The following is a 23,515-nucleotide window of genomic DNA, read 5'->3' as shown; positions in this document are numbered from 1 at the left end:
CCGCAACGCCCCCGGTGCGCCAGATCATTGCGCCGGCTTGGGCACCGCCTTCATAGCCTGCGCGCGCTGTGCGCGGGCGGTCCGCAGCATCGATCCCGAATAGACGAAGAGTGCTACCCAGATCAGCCCGAAGGCCAGCATCTGGGCATGACCGAATGGTTCGTGGAAGATGAAAATAGCGATGATGAAGATCATCGTCGGCGCAATGTACTGCATGATGCCGATCGTCGACAGCTTCAGGAGCTTGGCGCCGTTGGCATAGACCATCAGCGGCACCGCGGTTATCACGCCGCTTGCCAGCAACAGCAGCAGATCGGCCATCCCTGTATCCCCGAAATGACCACTGCCCGTCGTTTCGAGCCAGATGATGTAGCCGACCGCAGGAACGCTCAGCAGCAGCACTTCCAGAAAGAAGCCCTGATTGGGGCCGATCGGCAACGTCTTGCGGAAGAAGGCGTAGAAGCCCCAGGAAATGCAAAGGGTAAGCGAGACCCAGGGCAGGCCTCCGGCCTCGATGGCCAGCACGGCAACGGCCACCGCCGCCAGGGCGATTGCGATGATCTGTGCCCGGGTAAGCTTTTCCTTCAGCAGCACCGCGCCCAGAAAGATGGAAAAGAGGGGATTTATATAGTAGCCGAGCGCCGTCTCGATAGCGCGCCCTGCCCCGATCGCCCAGACATAGATACCCCAGTTCACGGTAACCAGCGCCGCCGTCAGGCAGGCCATCGCCAGCATGCGTGGCGTACGCAGGGCCGTGCGGACCTCCGACGTGCGGCCGAGCACGACGAGCACCATGCCGGCGATCGGCACCGACCACAGGATGCGGTGCGCGACCACTTCCATCGAAGGAATATGCGCCACCGCCTTCATGAAGAAGGGCAGAAAACCCCAGAGCAGATAGGCCGTCAGTGCGAAGAGAAACCCCTGCAACGAATCGCCGTTCGCCGCCGCTGGCGTGCTGATCTTTTCGTCCATGATGCTGGATCCTGCTCCTCACCGGCGCGGGCGACAACGCGCGCTCCACGCACCTTCGTGCAGGAACCTCCTAGTCGAACGGCGACGAATGTACCAATTCATTTCCTTGAAGGATCTATCAGGGAAGCTTCATGCCCCGCCGCGCGTCGCCATCCGCGCCAAGATGGACCATTGGATGACGCCGCAGACCGCGCCTGCGGCAGCGCCCATGAGCGCGTAGGTCGGCTCCAGCCCCGGTGTGGTGAAGTAATCGTCGAGCGTCGCAAACAGCCCGAACAGGGCCCCAGTGACGAGACCATTGCAGACGAGAACCGATAGGGCGCGCGCGGGGCTGCCCAGCCGGCTTTCGGCAAGCAACTCGGCAAGCCAGGCCGTCAGCGCGCCGGGTGCGAGGATCGTCGCCACCATCAGCACCGCGAGCCCGTCATCGGGATCAAACCGCAGAGGCTTGCCGTAGAGCACCTCCTCGACTGCGGGAGACACCTGTCCGAGCAGCACGAGCAAAAGCCCCGAGATCCCCGCCGCGATCACCACCATCGCCAGCTTCTTCATCATCCTCATGCTTTCATTCCTTGGCTGCCGGTCATCATTCCGCGGCGATGCGCCCGGCCTCGCCCCGATTCTTCAAGAGCTTGTAGACGATGCTGTCCATCAAGGCCTGGAAGGACGCATCGATGATATTGTCGGAAACGCCGACCGTCCACCAGCGCGCGCCCGTGCCGTCGGTCGATTCGATGAGGACGCGCGTAATGGCTTCCGTGCCGCCGTTGAGAATGCGCACCTTGTAGTCCGCAAGCTCGAGATCGCCGATTTCGCTCTGATACTTGCCGAGATCCTTGCGAAGCGCCAGGTCCAGCGCATTGACCGGCCCGTGCCCTTCGGCGACCGACATCATCGTCTCGCCGTCGACCAGCACCCTGACCACCGCCTCGGAAACCGTCTTTAGATTGCCGTTGGCATCATAGCGCCGCTCGACCATCACGCGAAAACTCTCGACGTGGAAGAAGTCCGGGATCGAGCCGAGCGTGCGGCAGGCAAGCAATGCGAAGCTCGCATCGGCCCCCTCATAGGCGTATCCGGTCGCTTCCCGTTCCTTGACGATCTCGATCAGCCGATCGAGTTTCGGATCGTCCTTGGACACCGTGATGCCGCGCAGCTTCAGGGCGTTGATGAAGTTCGCCTTACCGCCCTGGTCGGACACCATGACCTTGCGCAGGTTGCCCACGCTTTCGGGCGGCACGTGCTCATAGGTCCGCGGGTCCTTCAGAAGGGCCGAAGCATGGATACCCGCCTTGGTGGCGAAGGCCGAAGCGCCGACATAAGGCATCTGGTGATCGGGAGAGCGGTTCAGAAGCTCGTCGAACTGGTGCGACAGGCGCGTCAATCCCTGCAGGCGCTCGTCGTCGATCGCGACCTCGAAACGGCTGCTGTAGCTCTCCTTCAGCACGAGCGTCGGGATGAGGGTGACGAGGTTGGCGTTGCCGCAGCGCTCTCCGATGCCGTTCAGCGTTCCCTGGATCTGGCGCACGCCCGCGTCCACGGCAGCCAGGGAATTGGCAACCGCCTGCCCGGTGTCGTTGTGCGCGTGGATGCCGAGGTTGGCGCCGGGAATGCCGGCGGCGATGACCGCCTTTACGATCTCGCGGATTTCCGGAGGCTGCGTGCCGCCATTGGTATCGCAGAGGACCACCCAGCGCGCGCCGGCATCGTAGGCGGCCCTCGCGCAGGCGAGCGCATATTCGGGATTGCCCTTGTAGCCGTCGAAGAAATGCTCGCAATCGACCATCGCCTCCTTGCCGGCCGCATTGACGGCCTTCACGGAGGCGGCGATCGCTTCGAGGTTCTCCTCGTTGGTACAGCCGAGCGCGACGCGGACATGATAGTCCCAACTCTTGGCGACAAGACAGACCGCATCGCTCGACGCCGCGATCAGGGCCGCCAGCCCCGGATCGTTGGAGGCCGAAACGCCGGGACGCTTGGTCATGCCGAAGGCGACGAAGCGGGCGTTCTCCGTGCGCCTGCGGGAAAAGAAGGCGGTGTCGGTCGGATTGGCGCCGGGATAGCCGCCCTCGACATAGTCGAGGCCGAATTCGTCCAGCATCGCCGCGATCGCGATCTTGTCCTCGACCGAAAAATCCACGCCCGGCGTCTGCTGGCCGTCGCGCAGCGTCGTGTCGAAGAGGTAGATGCGTTCTTTCTTCATTGCCTGTTCCCTCCCTGGGAACGATCTTTCGTCTTGTGGCCCTCACCCGGCCTGCCGATCACCTGCCGCACCGCCTTCGTCCCCTCTTGCTGTTGACGGGGAGAAGGTCAGGATGCGTGGGGGCAATTCCCGCCTGCGCTTTCACACAAGCTTCAAATCTTCAGCCCGTGCGCGGGCCAGTGGTCGGTCTCGTGATCGGGGTGCTGGAAGGAGATGATCTTCTCCTGACGCGAATAATAGTCCTGATCGTCATGCACCGGCTGATCGAAGATGGTCTCGACCCAGGGCAGACGGGACGCATAGTTCACCTGGATCTGCGGCGCGAGATCGGTGCGATCGTCGAAGGTGCCGATCGCGATCTCCAGCCCGCCGGGATGTCGGTAGGTCATGGGCGTGCCGCAATTCCTGCAGAAGCCACGGCCGATATTCACCGACGACTGGAAATAGCTGGGTTCCTCGCGCGTCCACTCCACCCCGTCCTTCGGCGCGGTGACAAGGGCAGAGAAAAAGCCGCCGAACTGCTTCTGGCACATGCGGCAATGGCATATCGACGGACGCCCGAGGGCGCCGTGGATGCGGAAGCGGACGGCGCCGCACTGGCACCCGCCGGTTCGAACGGTCTCAGTCATAGTCACTCCTCCGGTGGCCAGTGATCCGTGTCGTAGTCCGGATGCTGGCGGTTCGATTCAAGGATGGCGATGTGGCGCTCGCGTCCGGCCGGTCCGGCCGCATCGGTCTCCGTCTCAGGCAGGCGGGCGAGCTGGGAAAACCAGAACATGCGAGACTCGACGCCAGACTGCGCATGCGGGCGCACGTCCTCCGGATCGTCGAGCGAGCCGAGTACGATGTTGATAAAGCGCTCCTTGGGCATGTCGTAGAAGAGCGGCGTGCCGCAGTCGCGACAGAAGCCGCGGTACACATGCTCTGACGACTGGAACCAGCCGGGCGCACCGCGGGTGACGCGGAACGTCGCGCGCGCGGCATTGGCGAGCGGCAGAAAATAGTTGCCCGCCGCCTTCTGGCACATGCGGCAATGGCACAGGTGCGGATCGTCGAGCGTGCCCTCGGCGCGGTAGCGCACCGCCCCGCACTGGCAGCCGCCCGTATAGATCCGCGCGATGCTCATCGGCGCTGCTCCGGAGGCCATGTCTCGGTGTCGTGGTCGGGATGCTGGTAGGAGACGATCTCGAGCACGAACGGCGCCGCTTGCGCATCCTCCTCCGTCGCATGCCCCGGCAGCGTATGCAGGGCATCGACGAAGGGCACCTTCGCCTCGGTGCCGAACTGCACCACCGGCGGCAGCAGCGAGGGGTCGTCGAAGGCGCCGGCTGCGATCGCGACCCCGTCCGGCGCCTCGTAGGTCAACGGCGTTCCGCAATCGGCGCAAAAGCCGCGCAGCACAAAATTCGACGAACGAAACCGCTTCGGCTCTCCCCGCGTCCAGGAGAGCTCGGCGCCGCGCGTGGACACCAGCGGCGCATAGTAGGCGCCGAAGGCCTTCTGGCACATGCGGCAATGACAGATCGAGCTGTCCGTCAGCGCGCCGTGAACGCTGAACCGGACCGCGCCGCACTGGCAGCCGCCGGTATGGAGGGGGGCGGTCATGGTGTGAGCTCGTCGCTTTGGACCCAATTTTCCATTGTCAGTCCTTCGATGCGGGTAAACTCACGCATATTGTCCGTTACCAGTGTCATGCCGAGCGAAATCGCATGGGCGGCGATCAGCATGTCGTTAGGACTGATCGGCGTGCCGCGCCCCTCCAGCGACAGGCGAATGTCTGCATAGGCCTCGTCTGCCGGCGGACCGAAGGGGACAACTTCGACGCGCGCCAGATACTCTTCGACCGCGGCGGAGAGGCGAACCGAGTTCTTCTTGCAGCTGCCGTAGCGCATCTCGGCGGCGACGACGACGCTCACACAGATATTGTCCTTTCCGACCTCGGCAATGCGCTGCGCCACAGCTCCCTGAGGGCGCTTGAAAAGATGGGAGACCGTATTCGTATCAAGCATGTAGCGCGCCTCAGTCACAGATCGACATCCCGGTTCGGCAACAGGCTCTCGTCGAGATCGGGAAAATCCTCGTCGATCGGCTCAAGCGTGGAGAGCCACTCCAGGAGATCACTCTTCTTTTGTTTCGGCTCGATGATCAGGCGGTCGCCGTCCCTGCGGATGACGGCCTCGTCGCCCGGCAGCTCAAACTCCACAGGAATACGCACAGCCTGGTTGCGGCCGTTGCGAAATAGCTTGACGACCCTTTCACCTGTTTCCTGGCCGGTGTTCTTTTCGACACGCACGACATTCATCGCAGCCTCCATTGCCAGCTGGCCTATGCCTCAGCATATGCCAATAGAGACCTGGCCGCAAACCTCACCTCTTCACCTCCCAGGTCGTCACGCGCTCGCCGGTCGCCGGGTCCTTGCCGTCCTTGAGCTGGATGCCTTTGGCGAGAAGATCGTCACGGATCTTGTCGGCCCCGGCGAAGTTCTTGGCCTTCAGCATCTCCAGGCGAAGCTGAATGATCGAATCAACGCCCGCCTCCAGGGCCTCTGAAATCTCGACCTTTTTCGGACTTACCCCGAGCAGTGCCGCACTCGCCTGGAACGATGCCGCAGCCGCCGGATCGTTGGCCGCCTTGTGGGCCAGCGCGTGCAGCGCCTGAACGGCTGCGACCGTGTTGAGATCGTCGGCCAATGCCGCGAGCACGGCCGGATCGACCGTCCCTTCGCCCGCCTCGCCGGTGTTTCCGGCGGGCCACTTGGCGAGCAGCCGCTCCGCCTCCTCCAGTCGCTTCACCGAAAAGTCGATCGGCTCGCGGTAGTGCGTCATCAGCATGGCAAGCCGCAGCACCTCGCCGGGCCATTTGCGGCCGCCGAAGGTCTCGGTCGCCAGCAGGCCGTGGATGGTGACGAAGTTGCCCTCCGACTTCGACATCTTGCGGCCCTCAACCTGCACGAAGCCGTTGTGCATCCACACGTTCGCCATCACCTTCGTGCCATGGGCGCAGCGCGACTGGGCGATCTCGTTCTCGTGATGCGGAAAGATCAGGTCGAGACCGCCGCCGTGGATGTCGAAGGTCTCGCCGAGATAGGCGGCCGACATGGCCGAGCACTCGATGTGCCAACCCGGCCGCCCCCTGCCCCACGGACTGTCCCAGCCGGGCTCTTCCGGCGACGACAGCTTCCAGAGCACGAAGTCGCCCGGGTTCTTCTTGTGGCTGTCGACGGCGACGCGGGCGCCGGCCTGCTGTTCGTCGAGATTGCGCTTGGAGAGTTCGCCGTATCCGGACCAGGAGGTATCGAACAGCACCTCCCCGCCCGCCTGATAGGCATGGCCGCGCGCGATCAGCCGTTCGATCAGCGTGATCATGTCCGCGCGGCCGTCCTGCCGTTTCTGCACGAACTCGGTGGCGCGCGGCTCGTGCGTCGGCGGCAGTGTGCCAAGGGCTGCAACGTCCGAATGAAACTGGTTCGCGGTCTTCTCCGTCACGCGGCGGATTGCCTCGTTCAACGTGACCGTGCCGGCGTCGATATCCTTGCCGAAGTCGCGCAACGCACGCGCGTTGATCTTGTCGTCGACGTCGGTGATGTTGCGCACATAGGTCACCTGCGCTTCGCCATAGACATGCCGCAGCATCCGGTAGAGCACGTCGAAGACGATGACGGGACGGGCATTGCCGATATGGGCAAAGTCGTACACGGTCGGCCCGCAGACATACATGCGCACATTTTCGGCATCGATCGGCACAAACGGCGCCTTCGACCGTGTCAGCGTGTTGTAGAGGGTCAGAGCCGGTCTATCGGCCATCGAAATTCTCCCAAGGGCAAGCGTCCGGCTGGCCCGGCCCGTTTGTCATCTGGGGATTTCAGGAGACGAAAACGGCCAAGCCAGCGGTGAAGCTAGCGAATAATGCTCCGGCAAATAATGCAGAGTACCGTTTTCATGGCCTGCTTTATCGCGCCGGAAACTCCGACGGTCAAGGGGGGCCGCACCGCAAGCCCATGCGGGGAAATCATTTTCTCCTGTGTACTTTTCGGCGCGACCTTCGCGCCGCCGCCAATTCGTCATCTTTGCCGCATGAGAGGGCCATGACGAAATCGAAATCCTCAAGCGGGCTAACGTGTTTCCGGGGTGACATCGGACGGATGACCACCATGCGAAAACAAGGACACGGCAAGTTCGCCAGCAGCGACCAAGGAGAAAGACCATGAACAAGCAGACGCCCCAGCAGAAGAAGCCGGCCACCGGCACCGATCTCGTCGAACGCTACCGTCCGCTGGGCCTCAAGGCCGTCATCGCGGCCGCCCTGCAATTGAAGGCCCGCCGACGCGATGCAAGTGTACCGAACGCCTGAAATATGACTAAATGTCGCATCCGCGGCACATGAACGGCCCTATATTGTAAACATATTAACAATTATTAACAAAACATGAACATGACAAGACAAAGATAAATCGAGTTTTCGGCAGAATTTGACCAAGATTATTGGATACAACCACCTCAACGCCGAGATGACCAATCATTCAACTTAGGCGTAACGGAAATGTTAATGGGAGCAAAGAATGTTTACTGAAGGTGCGAAGCGTTCAACTTCGCCGCGCGACCGCAAGACGGAGAAGCTCGAGGACCAGTACAGGCCGCTGGGCCTGAAGGCCGTGCTTGCCGCAGCCAGCCAGCGCAAACCGCAGGGCAACAAGAACAAGGGTGAATTGCCAGCCGGCCTCAAGCATATGGAAGCGTGAAGGCGGACCGGAGAGGGAGCGACCGCGCGGAGCTAACGGTTCCGCGCGGTTCGCCCGAGGCCGGTACGCGCTCCTGATCCAGAGTAGAGCGCTTGCAAACTAAAGCAATGAGAGCTGGCCGTCGTCATCGTCGGCCGGTTTTGCCTTCGGAAGCGGAAGCGGAGCCGCTTCCTCGACGCGCGACTGGATATCCGGATCCGTATTCACGACCTTGTTGACGCGGTCCGAAACCGGAACAGTCTCGAAAAAGTCGTCCTCGACCGGCGCGAACAGATCGGCGACCTCCCGCGGTTCCTGCGTCTTGCAGTCGAGCCAGCGGGCAAAATCCTCCTGCTTGATGACGACGGGCATGCGGTCGTGAATGCGGCCGATGGCACGATTGGCGGCCGTCGTGAGGATGGCGCCGGTGTCGACCTCCGAACCGTCGGCGGAAGACCAGGTCTCCATCAGCCCGGCAAAGGCGACCAGGCTGCCCTTGCGCGGACGGATCCAGTAGGCCTGCGACTTTTCCTTCGCCCCCTTGGGCGGCCGGCGCCACTCGTAAAAGCCGGTGGCGGGCACGAGGATGCGGCGATGGCGCATGGCGGCGCGGAAGGATGCCTTGCCGATCGCAGTCTCGGCACGGGCATTGATCAGAAGCGGGAATTCGCGCGGATCCTTGACCCAGGACGGCGTAAACCCCCACCGCACCAGCATCGCCTTGCGTTCCGGCAGGTTGCTGCCCGGTTGCTGCCGCTCGCCCGCCACCACGATCAGGATCGGCTGGGTCGGGGCGATATTGTAGCGTGGCGGAAATTCCTCCACCTCGACGACGTCCAGAAACTCCTTCAGTCGGGCGGAAGGCTCCGTCAAAGCAAATCGTCCGCACATGATGGCCGCCTCCGAGTAACCGGTGCCGCCAGGTAAAACCTGCGCGCACCTCATTCGAGATAGATGGCCAAGCTTGCGTTTTCAACGCACGGCTTTGCCTTTGCCGGAGCATCTATGGATCAAATCCCGCCGAACACCTATAAAGGCACGATGAAGAATCGGAACCGCCGATGACAGCCCAAGCCGCCTCCTCTGCCATTCTCGAACGCGACGGGCGCTACCTGCTGGTCCTGCGGCGCAATCCGCCAGCAGCCGACATGTATGCGTTTCCTGGCGGGCGGGCGGAGCCGGGCGAGACGCCCGAAGAGACGGCGCTGCGGGAGTTTGCCGAGGAAACCGGCATCGTCGCCCGTCATCCGAGGCTCTATGCAACCTACGACCTCGACAGCAGATCGACCGGTAGCCACTACTTCCTGTCCGTCTTCCGCGTCGAGGCCGATCGCATGGCGATTGCGGTCGCCGCCGACGATGCGGCTGACCTCGGCTGGTTTACCGCAGCTGAGATCGACAACCTGCCGGCGCCCGAGAGCGTGCGCGACTGCATCCGCCGGCTCGAGGCCGATCGCGATCGCGGCGACGTGCCGCTGCCGCGCCACGTCAGCGGCTTGAGGTGAGACACATGTCGCCTGTCGCCCGCCTTGTTTTTTTGGTCACTCTCGCGGCCGCCTGTCCGGCCGCTGCGCAAACGGCCGCACCGGCAGCGCCCGCAACGAAGACCGCGGCACCGCCGGCCGAGAACAAGCCCGCACTCTATGACGGGCGGCTGGAGCGGTTGTCGGAAATCCTCGGAGCGGTCCACTACCTGCGCAATCTGTGCCTCAAGGACGGCGAAGACAGCTGGCGCAAGGCCATGGAGGACCTGATCTCGATGGAGGCGGGAAGCGAAGCTTATAGGAAGGAGCGCCTTACGGCGGCATTCAACCGGGGATATCGCTCGTTTGCCTCGGTCTACTCCTCTTGCACGGATCAGGCAGTTGTCGCAGAAGAACGCTACCGTATCGAAGGTGCAACACTTGCGACAGAAATTACCGCGCGATTCGGAAATTAGAGGATAATTAACCTCTTTTCTGCCGCACCCGTGTCGTTTTGATAAAAGGCTGCTAAGCTTGTTAACAGTCTGGTAAAGAAGTAGATGCCTCGCATGGATCACATGATGGAACCAAGCCTCAACGATATCGACGAGATGATCGTACACGAGAAGATGCAGGCCGCGCTGGAATACCAGAACGAAGCCTGGGCGGATGGCATGGCCGACGGCATCGAGCCGGAGATCATCGCCGACGCCGCGATCGCGCTCGCCATGCGCGAAACGATTCGCCTCCTAGGCGAAGACGGCGCTGAGGCCATGCTCACATCCCTGCGCGAGCGCATGCTTGCCGGTGAGTTTTCCCCGGAACGGACGCTTCAATAAAGCGGAAAGACCAGGAAATGCCCAGCTTGTCCGACCGCATCAGGCTGCTTCGCGGCAGCGTGTTCGCCGTCTCGCTTTCCCTGGCGGTTGCCGGCGTCTTCGGTACAAATGCGTTCGCACTCAGCGAATTGCAGCAGATTCCCGGTCAGCCGCCACAGCAAGAGCAGTCGGAGCAGCCAGCGTCCGAGCAGCCGCCGGCCGAGGCCGAACCGGACTCCGAACAGAGCGAACCGCTTCAATTGCCGATGCCCGATCCGCTGATAAGGCGCGATTCGGCAACGAAGGACACGGCAGAACCTCCCGAAGAAGATCAGGCGACACAGCCTGAAACGCCGGTCGAGGTCCTCTATGACATCGAAAAGGTGCCAGAGCCTGTCCGGCGCATGCGGGAACTGATCGTCGAGGCAGCGGCATCGGGCGATATCGAACGGCTGCGCCCCCTGCTCGGCAAGGGGCCGACGCAGACCCAGGTCTCGGTGGTGGACGGCGACAGCGATCCGGTAACGACGCTGCGCGGACTGTCCGGCGATTCGGAAGGGGTCGAGATCCTCGCCATCCTGCTCGACGTGCTGGCAACCGGATTCGTGCGCGTCGATGCCGGCACGCCGAACGAGACCTATGTCTGGCCCTACTTCGTGGAGAAGTCGCTGGACACGCTTTCGCCGCCGGAAAAGGTAGAGCTGCTGCGCATCGTGACTGCGGGCGATTTCGCCGACATGCAGGAATTCGGCGGCTACAATTTCTACCGGGCCGGCATTTCGCCGGATGGCCAGTGGAAGTTCTTCGTCGCAGGCGACTGATTTCCCTCGTCCCCTTACGCCGGCCGCCGGCAGGCGCCCGGCGGGACTTGCACAGCCGGGTCCGGCGTTCTACCTCTGTTTCCAAAGACAGCCTCCGGCGCAATCCATGCGCCGCCTGACCATTGGACATGACCATGCCTGCCGTAACGCTCACCGGACGCGCCTATATCGCCATCGCCGGCGCCGATGCAGAAGAATTGCTGCAAGGGCTCATCACGACCGACCTGCCCTCCCTGCCGGCCGGCGAGGCGCGCGCTGGCGCGCTTTTGACCCCGCAGGGCAAGATCCTTTTCGACTTCCTCGTAAGCCGCGCCCCTGGCGGCGGCTTCATCCTGGAGACGACGCAGGAACAGCGCGACGCGCTCGTCAAGCGGCTGACCATGTACAAGCTGCGCGCCGCCGTGACCCTGACGGCCCTGGACGAGACGCGCACGACGGTTTCCTGGGATCAGGATGGCGAAGGTGTCATCGACGGTCGTTTCGCGGTGGCCGGCGTGCAGGTGCTTCGCGCACCCGGCGGTGACGGCAACGAGGCGACGGCAGCCTACGACGCGTTGCGAATCGCCTGCGGCATCGTCGAATCAGGCCCGGACTACCCACTTTCCGATGCGTTTCCGCACGACGTCTTGCTCGATCTCTCCGGCGGCCTGTCGTTCCGCAAGGGCTGCTATGTCGGCCAGGAGGTCGTATCGCGGATGCAGCACCGCAGCACGGCAAGGCGTCGTCCGGTGATCGTGCAGGCCGATACGGCGCTGCCGCCGACGGGCACTCCCATCAGCGCCGAAGGCAAGCCGATCGGCACGCTCGGCACCGTCTCCGGCCGCGACGGCCTTGCCATCATCCGCATCGACCGCGCCGCCGACGCCATGCGCGCGGGTTCGGCTATCCTTGCCGGCGACGTCGCGATAAGCGTGCGCCTGCCGGAATGGACCGGGCTCGCTTTTCCGCAAGACAGCGCCGAGGTGCGGCCACAATGAGCGGCATGGCGCGGCCGAAGACCGAGGCCCGGGCCTGGCAGCGGATGCTTTCGGGGCGCAGGCTCGATCTGCTCAACCCCTCGCCGCTCGACGTCGAACTGTCCGATATCGCCCACGGGCTCGCCCGCGTCGCGCGCTGGAACGGGCAGACGTCGGGCGATCACGCCTTTTCGGTTGCCCAGCACTCCCTGATCGTCGAAACCATCTTCCGCCAGCAGAACCGCTGCGGGCCTGAGGAATGCCTGATGGCGCTGCTGCACGACGCGCCCGAATACGTAATCGGCGACATGATTTCCCCCTTCAAGGCGGTCGTCGGCGGCGGCTACAAGACGGTTGAGAAGCGACTCGAGGCGGCGGTGCAACTGCGCTTCGGCCTGCCGGCAGAAACGCCGCGGTCGCTGAAGGACAAGATCAAGAAGGCCGATCGCATCGCCGCCTTCTTCGAGGCCACGGAGCTTGCCGGCTTTTCCCGCACGGAAGCTGCAAAATTCTTCGGCGAGCCACGCGGCATCACCGTCGAAATGCTGATGATCGCTCCGGTGCCGGCCGTGGAGGCGCAGCGGCTGTTTGCCGAGCGCTTCGAGGCACTGGAAGCGGAACGGGCAGGCGCACGGGAGCTTCGGGCATGAGCTCGATCGTCGTCGCACCGCTTTCGCGGATCGCCGAGATGGCCGTGCGCAACCGCTGCCGGGAGATGATCAGCCTGGTGGCGCCGAAGCAGGGTTTTCATCGCCCTGCGGTGATCGATCCTGCCCGTCACCTTCTTCTCGGCGTCAACGACATCACCTTTGCCGGAACGGGTGCGCTGGTCGCGCCGCAGGAGGCGCATGTGGAGGCGGTGATTGCCTTTGCCCGCGCCTGGGACCGTACAGCACCCCTTCTGGTGCATTGCATGATGGGGGTTTCCCGCTCGCCTGCCGCAGCATTGATCGCAACTCTTGCCGTGGAGCCGGGCCAGGACGAGGACGAGCTGGCGCTTCGTATGCGGCAGGGTTCGCGGCAGGCGACGCCCAACAGCCGGATCGTTGCGATCGGCGATCACCTGCTTTCGCGCGGCGGAAGGCTGGTGCGGGCCGTCGAGAAGATCGGTCGCGGCGCGGACTATGCAGGTGACCAGCCCTTTTCCTTCAGCATCAGGCCTGTTTTGGCAAGTTCGCCAGAGCGGACCGCGCCATGATCGTACCCGCGCCCTCGCCACCGGTCGAAATCGGCCTGAATGCGGTGGTGGTGGCGATCTACAACCGCGGGCCGGCCATTCTGGCGGTCGGCGGCAGAGAGGGCGCGCGCGATGCCCTTCCCTTTGGCCCGTTCGACCCGACACGGCACCGCACGTTCGAAACGAGCCTTCGCGCCAGCGTCGAGGCGCAGACGGCACTGAAGCTCGGCTATATCGAACAGCTCTACACCTTTGGCGACCGCGGGCGGCAGAAGGCCCCGAACGAGGCTGCGACGCACATGGTTTCCGTCGGCTATCTCGGGCTGACGCGCATGGATGCGGAGGCGACGGAACGGCTGGAGGCGGTCGGCGCGCGCTGGCGCGACTGGTATGCCTTCCTGCCATGGGAGGACTGGCGAAGCGGCCGGCCCGCGTTGCTGGACCAGACGATCATCCCAACGCTCAGCGCGTGGGCGGAAGCGCCCGGTGGCGACAGCAAGTCACTCCCTGGCCGCAGGGCGCGGCTTCGCCTCGCCTTCGGCCTCGACGACTTCCCCTGGGACGAGGAACGCGTCCTGGAGCGCTATGAACTGCTCTACGAGGCGGGCCTTGCCGGCGAGGCGGTGACCGACGGCTGGACCGCCGCCGGCAAGCCCGCAGTCGGCCTCGCCATGCGCCACGACCACCGCCGCATCCTCGCCACTGCGGTCGCGCGGCTTCGGGGAAAACTGAAATACCGGCCGGTGATCTTCGAGCTCATGCCGGTGGAGTTCACGCTGACGGAATTGCAGGCGACGGTGGAGGCAATTTCCGGACGGCATCTGCACAAGCAGAATTTTCGCCGCCTGGTCGAGGGAGCCGAACTGGTCGAACCCACTGGCGGCGCCACCGCCGCCACCGGCGGTCGCCCCGCCGCCCTGTTCCGCTTCCGCAGACAGATCCTTGAAGAGCGGCCCGCACCCGGCCTCAAGGTCGGCGGGCGCTGAACGGCAAATCACCGGGAGCCGATGCGCAACACGGCCGGGGTGGTCGCGCGAAGCCTCACAGGATGAAGTCGCCCTTCACAAGAGAATGAACTCCGTCAAGCTTGATAGAGAAATCCGACTTGCCGTCCCCATCCACGTCCGCACGGATATAGATACCGGACTTGCCCTTGTCGTAGCGCAGTTCACCGGCCTGCTTGGAGAACTGCTCCGCGCCGATGAACGTGAATGCCTGATCGCCCTTGCTCTTCCTGCTGGCGTCGATGGCCGACAGGTCGATCCTGTCCGCGCCGCCGAAGCCGAAGATCGTGTCGCGGCCGGAATTTCCGGACGTCGATTCCTCGATCGAGGCGAAGACGAACACGTCCGCGCCCGTGCCGCCGTGGAGATCATCGGCGCCGAGCCCGCCCGTCAGCGTATCATTGCCCTTACCGCCATCCAGCCGATCGCTGCCGCCGCCTCCGTCGAGCCGGTCGCCTCCGCTGCCTCCGTCGAGCCGGTCGCTTCCGCTGCCTCCGTCAAGCCTGTCATTGCCGGCGCGTCCATAGAGCCGGTCGTCGCCGCCACGACCGCGAAGCGTATCGGCGCCATCGGCTCCCCGCAGGTCGTCCTTGGCGCCCGCACCGTAGATGATCTCGATGCTCTTGAGCGTAAGCCCCTCGGCGAGGCCAGCATTCTTGCTCTGGGCGGCGAGGTCGATGGTCGTGGACTGGCGGACATCGCGCAGGCTGTAGAGCTCCAACAGATCCTCCATGGAATCCGTGGGGCCCTCCGGGTGGCCGGTATAGTGATAGGACAGGCCGAAGGTGCCGAAACGCACCGTATCAGTACCAGCGCCGCCGTCGAACACGTCGGTGCCGGTCCAACTGCCGTCGCGGTCGGAATACTCGGCGGCGCGCACGAGGACGTCGTCGCCTACACCACCGGAGAGCCGGTCGTCGCCGCGACCGTCGGCCAGCATGTCGTCGCCGCGGCCGCCTTTCAGCGTGTCGTTACCATCGTTACCCTCCAGGAAGTCAGAACGCGCACCGCCCGTTACTACGTCCGCCCCCGACCCGCCGGCCCAGGAGAGCTCCTCGAAATTGGCGACCGTTGTGTCGGCATCGATCAAGGCGGTGCCGGTCGTAAACGTGAATGTCGTGTCGCCTTCGGCAGTAAAGAACAGGCGATCGATATCCGCCCCGCCGTCGGCGCTGTCGCCACTGGTGGCGGAGATGTAGTCGTCTCCGTCATCGCCGTAGAGCCTGTCGGGGCCGCCGCCGGCACGGATGAGATCGGCGCGGTTGCGACCGCCATATATCTCGTCGTCGCCCGCGCCGCCCCGGATCGTGTCGCTCCCGTCGTTGCCGGCGAGCCGGTCGTCACCGCCACCGCCGGCCAGCGTATCGTCGCCGCCGCCCCCGTAGAGCCAGTCGTTTCCGCTACCCCCGTCCAGCGTATCGTTGCCTCCGTCCCCGTGGAGAAAGTCGTCACCCCCACGGCCGTCGAGTACATCGTCGCCGTCGCCGCCGGCGAGGCTGTCCGACAGCACGCCACCGACAAAGGTATCGTCTCCTGAACCGCCGATGACGTCGAGGCTTTCGAAGTTCGTCAGCCTCACCGGCGATGTGACGTCCGGAGCCTTTTCCGCAAGCGAGATGGTGAGCGCGGACTCGGCATAGAAAAAGTCCAACTCGGCCCGATCGAGACCGCCGCCGCCGTCGATGACATGGCTGGAATTGCTGTAGGAACTGAAGAAGAAGTCGTCGCCCGCGCCGAGGTCGACTGTATAGGTTGTCCCCTTGGCCTCAATTGGAGGAGCGACGGGGTCCTCGTCGAATTCACGCGGCCTACCGAACCTGACGTAGTCATTACCGGAATTGGTGACGATCTCGCGGTCGGCGGTGCCGTCAACACTAACGTTCAGGCTTTCGATACCCTTGAAGGTCGTGCCGTTCGCAAGCGTGGTGGTCTCGTTCGGCGACAGCACCGTCAGGTTTTCGGCCAGGCTCATGATGAGCCGGTCGCTGCCGCTGAAATCGACGATCGTGACCCGACCCCGCTCTATAAAGTATACGTCGTCGCCCGCGCCGCCCTTCAGCGTATCATCACCCTGGTCACCGACGAGCGTATCGTCGCCGCGGCCGCCGTTCAGGATATCGTTGCCGCGGCCGCCACGAAGGTCGTCGTCGCCGTCGCCGCCATTCAGCACGTCGTCTCCACCCTTGCCGCGGATGCTGTCATTGGCTTTGGTCCCCGACAGTATGTCTGCCTTGTCCGTCCCCTTGATTAAAGCCATGCGCCCCTTGTCCATGCGACTAGAAATTGCAGCCTGAACGCAAACTGTATTGGCTGTTCCGCCCACCGTCAACGGTTGATCGGACCGCCAAATTTCAACTCGAAAGCGGGGAGCCCTGCAACAACTCCAGTTCCGAAATCGGACTGTTGGCGGCACATCCTCCAATCAATAGACACGCCGACAGGCTTCGCCGGCATGCCTCCTGCAAGGCTGGCACTCAGGGATTGATCTACTGGATCACTGCACAGGCCAGACGGTCTCCGGCGCCGCCGGCGGGGCCGGTGCGATAGTCGTCGAAGCCGGCATGGACGACGATGGCGCGGCCGCGGATGCTGCGGTCTCCCTCCTTCAGCGTCACCATGCCGTTGAAGACCTGGGCGCGCATCACGCCGTCGTCGCCGACGTACTGGTTGGGCATGTCGCCGGCATGCGGACCGTTCGCGGCGAGGAAGCCGTGCTCCTTCTCGTCCGGATTGAAGTGGCCGCCTGCGGATTCGTGCGACGAGGTCGGATCGCAGGCGCCCGTTTCGTGAATGTGCAGCGCCACCCATTTGCGCGGCGGCAGGCCGGATACCTCGATCTCGAACAGCACGCCGCCTGCGCCCTCCGTCATCGTCGCCCGGCCGCTCTCGCTGCCGCCGAGCCCAAGGAAATCGGCCTGCGCCGTATTGCTGTCCTGAGCGGTGGCGACATTTGCAACAAGTGCTGCAGCCGCCAAGGAAAGCCAGATTTTGCGGATCATCGAACGTCCTTCCCTTCCTAAGTGGTGTCAGGACGTCAACTCTCCCGTGCGGCGCGTGTTCCGAAAACCGGCGAAAAGCGTTATCCGACAGCGATATCAAGCCCGATATCGAGTGTGGGGGCGGCCATGGTGATCTTCGAAGTGGAGATATAGTCGACGCCCGTCTCAGCGATCGCCCGGATCGTCTTTATGTTGACGTTGCCGGAGGCCTCCAGCTTCACCCGCCGCGGATCGGCCGGATAGTCCGCGTCCGAAAGGCCGGCGCAATCGCGGCTGATCTCGACTGCGCGGCGCAGCAGTTCCGGCCCCATGTTGTCGAGCAGGATCACGTCGGGGGCGGCTTCCAGCGCCTCCTCCAGTTCCTCCAGCGTCGACACTTCCACTTCGATCTTGACGAGATGGCCGGCGAAGGCGCGTGCGGCGTGTATGGCACCGGCCACGCCGGCGGAGACGGCAATGTGGTTATCCTTGATCAGGATCGCATCATCGAGGCCGAAACGGTGCGACGACCCGCCGCCCATGCGCACGGCATATTTCTCAAGCGCCCGAAGGCCCGGAAGCGTCTTGCGCGTGCAGCAGACCTTCGCGCGGGTCCCTGCGATCGCGTCGGCGAAGGCTGCGGTGTAGCTGGCAACGCCGGAAAGATGCATGAGGAAGTTCAGGGCCACGCGTTCGGCCGACAGCACCGCACGCGCGGGCCCCGACACCCGCGCGAGAACCGTATCGGGCTCGACGCGATCGCCATCGCTGACGAAGGCCGTAAACACGATTGCCGGATCCATCAGCCGGAAGGCGGTGGCGGCGAGATCCATGCCGCAGACGACACCGCTCTCGCGCACGTTCAGCTCGGCCCTTGCGGTCATCTGCGGGGCGATGGTCGCCTGGCTGGTGATGTCGCCGGCGCGGCCGAGATCCTCGGAAAGTGCGGCACGCACCTGATCCTCGATCAGCAGCGGCGAAAGGACGGGGAGATTGGCCTTGGTCATCGACATTGTTTCCTTCTGTGCATACGCGCGCTACGCCGCTGCGGTTTCCGGCAGTTCGGACACCACGCGATCCGCATCGGCGAGCGTCATATAGGTGCGGTGCTGCCAGGCCTTGCGCTGTTCGGGGAAGTCCGACCGGAAATGGCCGCCGCGGCTCTCCTCGCGCAGATAGGCACCGACGGCGATCAGCTTGGCCGTCGTCACGATGTTGTGGAAGCGCATGCGGCTGTTGGCGCGTTCCAGCTCGGCAATCGCGCGAATTGCCTGCTTCAGGCCGTCGCGGCTGCGGATGACGCCGACGTGATCGCTCATCAGTCCGCGCAGCTTCGTCAGCGCCGGGCTGTCCTCGAGCGTCACCGGATCGTCGCTCTCGCCGGCGTCCTTGCCCCAGTCGACCCGCTGCGGTTCCGGCAGCATGCCCTTGATGTTGTCGGCGATGCGGGCGGCGAAGACGACAGCCTCCAGCAACGAGTTCGAGGCCAGCCGGTTCGCGCCATGAACGCCGGTGGACGTCACCTCACCCGCGGCCCATAGACCGTCTATGGAGGTGCGCCCTTCCGCATCCGTCAGCACGCCGCCCATGTGATAGTGCACCGCCGGCACGACGGGGATCGGCTGCTTCACCGGGTCGATGCCCGCCTGCATGCAGGACGCATAGACGGTCGGGAACATATCCGGGAAATGCTTGCCCACCGCCTTGGTGCAGTCGAGAAAGGCGCCACGGCCGGCCTGGACTTCGGCGAAGACACCGCGCGAGACGATGTCGCGGGGCGCCAGTTCGCCGTCGGGATGGATGTCCGGCATGAACCGCCTCCCCGCCGCATTCACCAGATGGGCGCCGTCGCCGCGCAGCGCTTCGGTGGCGAGCGGCGCCGGATCGCGGCCGATATTGATCGCGGTCGGGTGGAACTGGACGAACTCCGGATCGGCAATGATCGCGCCGGCGCGCGCTGCCATGCCGACGCCCTGCCCGCAGGCCTCCCAGGGATTGGTGGTCACGGCATAGAGATGTCCGACGCCGCCGGAGCACAGCACGACGGCGCGGGCCGGAAAATGAACCCGCTTCGTCGACTGGCCGGCATCGGGACGGGCGACGACGCCGGAGATGAATCGGCCTTCACGCACCAGTTCCTCGACCACGTAGCCTTCCAGCACCCGGATCGAGGGCGTCTTGCGGACGGCGGCGATCAGCGCCTCCATGATCGCCTTGCCGGCCATGTCGCCACGGACCCGCACGATGCGGCGCTCCGAATGCGCGGCCTCGCGCGAGAGCAGCAGCTTGCCTTCGAGGTCGCGGTCGAAGGGAACGCCGTATTCAAGAAGATCGTGAATACGGGCCGGCGCCTCCGAAACCATGGAGCGCGCCATCTTCTCGTCGACAATCCCCGCACCGGCTTCGAGCGTGTCGGCCACGTGCTTGTCGAACGTGTCGCCGGGGCTCATCGCAGCGGCGATGCCGCCCTGCGCCCAGGCCGAGGAGGCACCATGGCCGATGGGGGCCGCCGCCAGGATCGTCACCGGGCGCGGGCTGAGCTTCAGCGCGCAGAAGAGGCCGGCGAGCCCGCCGCCGACGATGACGATGTCATCGATGGCGTTCCATGATTGCGGACGGAAACTTTCCATGGGCATGTCCTACTCCTCCAAGGCGCTCACGACTGATCCGCCCCCTCACCTGCCTGCCGGCATCCTCTCCCCACAAGCGGGGCGAGGAGCGATCGGCTTGCCGCCTTCCTCCTTCTCCCCGTCTGCGGGGAGAATGTCCCGGCAGGGGGATGAGGGGCCAGGGCGATCGGGACAAACGGGAATGATCTGTCGCGCGCCCTCTCTCCAAACTGCGTGCCGGGGCCGCGAGCGCCCCGCGCTACTGCTTCAGGTTCACCATCCGCTCGACGGCGAGGCGGGCGCGGTCGGCGATTGCCGGATCGACCAGAACCTCCTCCGTCATGAACACAAGGCTGTCGAGGATCTTCGGCAGCGTGATGCGCTTCATGTGCGGACAGAGGTTGCACGGCTTGATGAAGTCGACGCCTTCCACTTCCGCCTGAATGTTCGATGCCATCGAGCATTCGGTGACGAGCAGAACGCGGGAGGGGCGGTTGTCCTTGACGTAATTGATCATGCCCGCGGTCGATCCGGAGAAATCGCACACCGCGATCACATCGGGATGGCACTCGGGATGGCCGATAATCTCGATAGACGGGTCGGCTTCCTTGTAGGCGAGCAGTTCGGCGGCGGTGAAGCGCTCATGCACCTCGCAATGGCCCTTCCAGGTCAGGATCTTCTTGTTCGTCTGCCGGGCGACGTTCATCGCCAGATATTCGTCGGGGATGCAGAGAACGGTGTCGCTGTCCAGGCTTTCGACCACCGAAAGCACGTTGGAGGAGGTGCAGCAGATATCGGTCTCCGCCTTCACGTCTGCGGACGTGTTGACATAGGTGACGACGGGGACGCCGGGATAGCGCTGCTTCAGCAGCCGCACGTCGGCGCCGGTGATCGATTCGGAGAGCGAGCAGCCAGCCTTCGCATCCGGGATCAGCACGGTCTTTTCCGGATTGAGCAGCTTCGACGTCTCGGCCATGAAGTGCACGCCGCACTGGACGATGATCTCCGCATCGACCCTGGTCGCGTCACGGGCGAGCTGCAGGCTGTCGCCGACGATGTCGGCCACGCAATGGAAAATCTCCGGCGTCTGGTAGTTGTGGGCGAGGATTACCGCCCCGCGCTCTTTCTTCAGCCGGTTGATGGCATGCACGTAAGGGGCGTAGACCGGCCACTCGATCGCCGGAATGAACTTCCTGACCCGCTCATAGAGATGTTCGGTCTCGCGCGCGACCTCCGGCGTGAAGGTCAGATCGGGCATCTCGGCGATGCCGAAGCGCGCAGCCGCGGTTTGCGGCACAGCCTCCATGGCATCGGCCGACCGGGTAGCAAGCTGGGTCATGACCACTCCTCCTCCTGTGCCGTCATAGGCGGCCTCCAATTTTGCTCATATTGAGCATAACTGAAGCCAAATAAAACCGGCGTCGCCGGCGGCGTTTGATTTAGAAAGTTTTGTGACGGTTTGCAAGGCGCTGCCCGCACAAAGACGGGCAGCCGGACCTCGTAAAAACTCAGGCGAACGCCGGACGGCCTACCGGCTGTTCGCGTATCGGCATATGGACGATCGCGGCGAAGAGGCCGAGCACGACACCGAACCACCATACGGGATCATAGGTCCCGAAGTGGTCGTAGAGATAGCCGCCCATCCACACGCCCAGGAACGAGCCGACCTGGTGCGACAGGAAAACGATGCCGCCGAGCAGGCCGAGATGGCGCGTTCCGAACATGATCGCCACCAGCGCGTTGGTGGGCGGCACGGTCGAGAGCCACAACAGCCCCATGACGATGGCGAAGACGATCACCGACGTCGGCGACTGCGGCAGGAGCAGGAAGGCCGCGACCGCCACCGAGCGGGCGAGATAGATCAGCGCCAGGAAATAGGGCTTGGAATAGTGCTGGCTTATGACGCCGGAGGCGAGCGAGCCGATGATGTTGAAGAAGCCGATCAGGGCGAGCGCAATCACCGCGTAGCGCGCATCGATGCCGATATCGCCGATATAGGCCGGGAAATGCGCGGTGATGAAGGCTACCTGATAGCCGCAGACGAAGAAGCCGGCGACGAGCAGCAGATAGCTGCGATGACTGAGCGCCTCGGTCAGCGCCTGCGCCACGGTCTGCTGAAACGCCGCCTCGTTGCCGCGCCCGCTCGACGAATTGCCGCGCAGGGGTATGGCGAACAACGGCACGAGCAGCATCAGGGCGCCGAGAACGACGAGGCTGTCCGACCAGCCGAGCGCAGAGATCAGCCCCTGGCTCAGCGGCGCGAAAAGGAACATGCCCGCCGAACCGGCTGCGGTGCCGATGCCGAAAGCCATCGAGCGCTGCTGCGGCGTGACATGCCGGGCGAATGCCGACAGCACGATGCCGAAGGAGCCGGAGCCGACGCCAAGACCGACCAGCACGCCGCCGCCGATATGCAGCGTCGCCTCGGAGCCACCGAGCGACATGAGGAACAGGCCCGATGCGTAGAGGATGCCGGACAGGGCAAGCACGCGCCAAGTGCCGTATTTGTCCGCCACGGCGCCGAAGATGGGTTGGCTCAGTCCCCAGCAGAGGTTCTGCACCGCCATCGCCAGGCCGAAGGTCGTGCGGTCCCAGCCGGTGTCCTGCAGCATCGGCAACTGGAAAAAGCCCATCGCCGAGCGCGGGCCGAAGGTCAGCATGGCGACGATCGATCCGGCGGCGATGATGAGCCAGGGCATGTGATCGCGACGTACGGCGCCGGCATCGGTCGAGGTAGTGGCAGACATCGGCGGCTCCATTCCGTCCTTGAGGAGCCATAAAATAGAGTCCCTCATCGATGCGAAAAAGTGAATTAAATTGAGCAATCGATCAGCCGCGTTGATATGCAGGCGGCCGTCGGCCGGATCGGGTTCAGCCCCTCACCTTCATCGGCCAGCGCTCAGGACGTTGGCCAATCACCGTTACGGTATCGCCGAGCCGCAGCCGGCCTTCCGTGCGCGGCACCGCATTCCAGCCGAACAGAACACCAGCGACGCGGCGGTCGGCCGACATGCGCTTTTCGGCCAGCCCCTGGATCGGATTGCCGCCGATGCGTTCGCCCGTCGTCTGGTCCTGCGTCGTCATGATGCAGCGAGAGCACGGCTTGACGAGATCGAAGACGATGCCGCCGATTTCGACGGCTTCCCACAGATCCTCGTCCCAGGCGCCATCGTGCGCGATAAGGATGTTGGTGCGGAAGCGGTCCATGCCGACAGGCTCCTGTCCCTTGGCCACAAGCGTGCGGTTCAGGTCGGCGAGCGATCCGGTCGTGGTGATCAGCACCGGGAAACCGTCGGTGAAACCGACCGGAACCGGCCTACCGGCCCACGCCTCGCCTTCCAGGCGGCTCGCCTGCTGGTCCATGTGCACCAGTTGCACGTCGCGGCCGAGCCATTCGGAGAGCACACCGTTTGTGTTTTCGTCCGCGACAGCGGCATCGACGCTGCTGTCCCAGACCGTGACCGCGGCGCGGCGGGACGGATCGAAGGTGGGCGCGACCGAGCGGCCGTTCATCGCCAGCCGGATCGTTCCGTCCACCGGATGGGCCTCGACCTGCGCAAGGGCCTGCAGTTCGCGCTGGGTGATGAAGCGCCCGGCAGGATCGGTCAGCATGAAACGCCGGTCGTCAGCAAAGCCGTCGAGACGGACCGAGACCTCGCTCATGGGGATCGCGCGGCCGCTCTTCAGGGGATGGATGTTCAGGGCCGCGACCGTCATGTCGGGGGCGTCGTCTTTCGTGGCCATCATGGGTTGAACCTTTCCGGGTTGCGTCCGGGGAAGTGGATACCGGCTAC

The 23,515-nt window shown here is 64.2% G+C and carries 27 protein-coding genes; 10 read left to right on the top strand and 17 right to left on the bottom strand.

Annotation, left to right across the window (positions count from 1 at the left end; translation table 11 throughout):
* Window positions 1-24: 24 nt before the first annotated feature.
* The 9 genes from rarD to cysS form a co-directional block, all read right to left on the bottom strand.
* On the bottom strand, window positions 25-975 hold the full coding sequence (rarD, locus tag HV823_RS03515; protein ID WP_176948356.1) for an EamA family transporter RarD: 951 nt from the start codon (window positions 973-975) through the stop codon (window positions 25-27).
* 129 nt (window positions 976-1,104) lie between these two features.
* The gene (locus HV823_RS03510) at window positions 1,105-1,536 is read right to left on the bottom strand and encodes a hypothetical protein (protein WP_176948355.1); all 432 of its coding nucleotides are present in this window, start codon (window positions 1,534-1,536) and stop codon (window positions 1,105-1,107) included.
* 25 nt (window positions 1,537-1,561) lie between these two features.
* Window positions 1,562-3,178: a citramalate synthase gene (cimA, locus tag HV823_RS03505; protein ID WP_176948354.1), complete on the bottom strand. Its 1,617-nt coding sequence runs from the start codon at window positions 3,176-3,178 to the stop codon at window positions 1,562-1,564.
* 152 nt (window positions 3,179-3,330) lie between these two features.
* Entirely contained in the window at window positions 3,331-3,807 is a 477-nt protein-coding gene (locus tag HV823_RS03500) for a GFA family protein (protein WP_176948353.1), read from the bottom strand.
* Window positions 3,808-3,809: 2 nt separating this feature from the next.
* Window positions 3,810-4,304, bottom strand: coding sequence for a GFA family protein (locus tag HV823_RS03495; protein WP_176948352.1), 495 nt, complete (start codon window positions 4,302-4,304; stop codon window positions 3,810-3,812).
* On the bottom strand, window positions 4,301-4,783 hold the full coding sequence (locus HV823_RS03490) for a GFA family protein (RefSeq protein WP_176948351.1): 483 nt from the start codon (window positions 4,781-4,783) through the stop codon (window positions 4,301-4,303). The genes HV823_RS03495 and HV823_RS03490 overlap by 4 nt, the downstream gene beginning before the upstream one ends.
* Window positions 4,780-5,187 carry a type II toxin-antitoxin system VapC family toxin gene (locus HV823_RS03485; protein ID WP_176948675.1) on the bottom strand — a complete coding sequence of 136 codons (408 nt, stop codon included), beginning with the start codon at window positions 5,185-5,187 and terminating at the stop codon, window positions 4,780-4,782. Before HV823_RS03485 ends, HV823_RS03490 begins: the two co-directional genes overlap by 4 nt.
* Before the next feature lie 14 nt (window positions 5,188-5,201).
* The gene (locus HV823_RS03480; protein ID WP_176948350.1) at window positions 5,202-5,480 is read right to left on the bottom strand and encodes an antitoxin; all 279 of its coding nucleotides are present in this window, start codon (window positions 5,478-5,480) and stop codon (window positions 5,202-5,204) included.
* Between the two features lie 64 nt (window positions 5,481-5,544).
* A complete protein-coding gene (gene cysS, locus HV823_RS03475) occupies window positions 5,545-6,981 on the bottom strand; it encodes a cysteine--tRNA ligase (protein WP_176948349.1) in 1,437 nt (478 codons plus the stop codon).
* A 400-nt stretch (window positions 6,982-7,381) separates the two neighbouring features.
* On the opposite strand from cysS, the gene HV823_RS03470 reads away from it, so the two are divergent.
* Both HV823_RS03470 and HV823_RS03465 read left to right on the top strand, forming a co-directional pair.
* Complete coding sequence (locus tag HV823_RS03470; protein WP_176948348.1) at window positions 7,382-7,528, top strand: hypothetical protein; 147 nt, start codon at window positions 7,382-7,384, stop codon at window positions 7,526-7,528.
* Window positions 7,529-7,736: 208 nt separating this feature from the next.
* Entirely contained in the window at window positions 7,737-7,916 is a 180-nt protein-coding gene (locus HV823_RS03465; protein ID WP_097139187.1) for a hypothetical protein, read from the top strand.
* Window positions 7,917-8,015: 99 nt separating this feature from the next.
* On the opposite strand, the gene HV823_RS03460 is transcribed toward HV823_RS03465, so the two are convergent.
* A complete protein-coding gene (locus HV823_RS03460; RefSeq protein ID WP_176948347.1) occupies window positions 8,016-8,786 on the bottom strand; it encodes an SOS response-associated peptidase in 771 nt (256 codons plus the stop codon).
* Between the two features lie 170 nt (window positions 8,787-8,956).
* Between HV823_RS03460 and HV823_RS03455 the strand changes: the two genes are divergently transcribed.
* The 8 genes from HV823_RS03455 to HV823_RS03420 all read left to right on the top strand — a co-directional run bounded on the left by HV823_RS03455 (window position 8,957) and on the right by HV823_RS03420 (window position 14,116).
* The gene (locus HV823_RS03455; protein WP_176948346.1) at window positions 8,957-9,400 is read left to right on the top strand and encodes an NUDIX hydrolase; all 444 of its coding nucleotides are present in this window, start codon (window positions 8,957-8,959) and stop codon (window positions 9,398-9,400) included.
* Between the two features lie 5 nt (window positions 9,401-9,405).
* A complete protein-coding gene (locus tag HV823_RS03450; RefSeq protein ID WP_176948345.1) occupies window positions 9,406-9,834 on the top strand; it encodes a TIGR02301 family protein in 429 nt (142 codons plus the stop codon).
* A 93-nt stretch (window positions 9,835-9,927) separates the two neighbouring features.
* Window positions 9,928-10,197 (top strand): hypothetical protein, encoded by a 270-nt coding sequence (locus HV823_RS03445; RefSeq protein ID WP_176948344.1) that lies wholly within the window; start codon window positions 9,928-9,930, stop codon window positions 10,195-10,197.
* A gap of 17 nt (window positions 10,198-10,214) precedes the next feature.
* A complete protein-coding gene (locus tag HV823_RS03440) occupies window positions 10,215-10,997 on the top strand; it encodes a hypothetical protein (protein WP_176948343.1) in 783 nt (260 codons plus the stop codon).
* A 134-nt stretch (window positions 10,998-11,131) separates the two neighbouring features.
* Window positions 11,132-11,974, top strand: coding sequence for a CAF17-like 4Fe-4S cluster assembly/insertion protein YgfZ (gene ygfZ / locus HV823_RS03435; protein WP_176948674.1), 843 nt, complete (start codon window positions 11,132-11,134; stop codon window positions 11,972-11,974).
* Window positions 11,975-11,979: 5 nt separating this feature from the next.
* Complete coding sequence (locus HV823_RS03430) at window positions 11,980-12,603, top strand: YfbR-like 5'-deoxynucleotidase (protein ID WP_176948673.1); 624 nt, start codon at window positions 11,980-11,982, stop codon at window positions 12,601-12,603.
* On the top strand, window positions 12,600-13,151 hold the full coding sequence (locus tag HV823_RS03425; RefSeq protein ID WP_176948342.1) for a tyrosine phosphatase family protein: 552 nt from the start codon (window positions 12,600-12,602) through the stop codon (window positions 13,149-13,151). The genes HV823_RS03430 and HV823_RS03425 overlap by 4 nt, the downstream gene beginning before the upstream one ends.
* A complete protein-coding gene (locus tag HV823_RS03420) occupies window positions 13,148-14,116 on the top strand; it encodes an NUDIX hydrolase (protein ID WP_176948341.1) in 969 nt (322 codons plus the stop codon). Before HV823_RS03425 ends, HV823_RS03420 begins: the two co-directional genes overlap by 4 nt.
* 55 nt (window positions 14,117-14,171) lie before the next feature.
* On the opposite strand, the gene HV823_RS27010 is transcribed toward HV823_RS03420, so the two are convergent.
* The 7 genes from HV823_RS27010 to HV823_RS03385 all read right to left on the bottom strand — a co-directional run bounded on the left by HV823_RS27010 (window position 14,172) and on the right by HV823_RS03385 (window position 23,438).
* Window positions 14,172-16,391, bottom strand: a complete 2,220-nt coding sequence (locus tag HV823_RS27010; protein ID WP_176948340.1) for a calcium-binding protein — start codon at window positions 16,389-16,391, stop codon at window positions 14,172-14,174.
* 229 nt (window positions 16,392-16,620) lie between these two features.
* Window positions 16,621-17,133: a superoxide dismutase family protein gene (locus HV823_RS03410; RefSeq protein ID WP_176948339.1), complete on the bottom strand. Its 513-nt coding sequence runs from the start codon at window positions 17,131-17,133 to the stop codon at window positions 16,621-16,623.
* Between the two features lie 80 nt (window positions 17,134-17,213).
* Window positions 17,214-18,119 carry a carboxylating nicotinate-nucleotide diphosphorylase gene (nadC, locus tag HV823_RS03405; protein WP_176948672.1) on the bottom strand — a complete coding sequence of 302 codons (906 nt, stop codon included), beginning with the start codon at window positions 18,117-18,119 and terminating at the stop codon, window positions 17,214-17,216.
* A 30-nt stretch (window positions 18,120-18,149) separates the two neighbouring features.
* Window positions 18,150-19,748, bottom strand: coding sequence for an L-aspartate oxidase (locus HV823_RS03400; protein ID WP_176948338.1), 1,599 nt, complete (start codon window positions 19,746-19,748; stop codon window positions 18,150-18,152).
* Window positions 19,749-19,980: 232 nt separating this feature from the next.
* Complete coding sequence (gene nadA / locus HV823_RS03395) at window positions 19,981-21,060, bottom strand: quinolinate synthase NadA (protein WP_176948337.1); 1,080 nt, start codon at window positions 21,058-21,060, stop codon at window positions 19,981-19,983.
* Between the two features lie 169 nt (window positions 21,061-21,229).
* Complete coding sequence (locus tag HV823_RS03390; protein ID WP_176948336.1) at window positions 21,230-22,468, bottom strand: MFS transporter; 1,239 nt, start codon at window positions 22,466-22,468, stop codon at window positions 21,230-21,232.
* A 124-nt stretch (window positions 22,469-22,592) separates the two neighbouring features.
* Window positions 22,593-23,438 (bottom strand): MOSC domain-containing protein, encoded by an 846-nt coding sequence (locus tag HV823_RS03385; protein ID WP_176948671.1) that lies wholly within the window; start codon window positions 23,436-23,438, stop codon window positions 22,593-22,595.
* Window positions 23,439-23,515 lie beyond the last annotated feature (77 nt).

This window comes from Mycoplana rhizolycopersici (assembly GCF_013378445.1).
GTDB lineage: Bacteria > Pseudomonadota > Alphaproteobacteria > Rhizobiales > Rhizobiaceae > Mycoplana > Mycoplana rhizolycopersici.
Note: the sequence above shows the minus strand (reverse complement) of the source record. Positions and strands in the feature narration are given on the sequence as shown.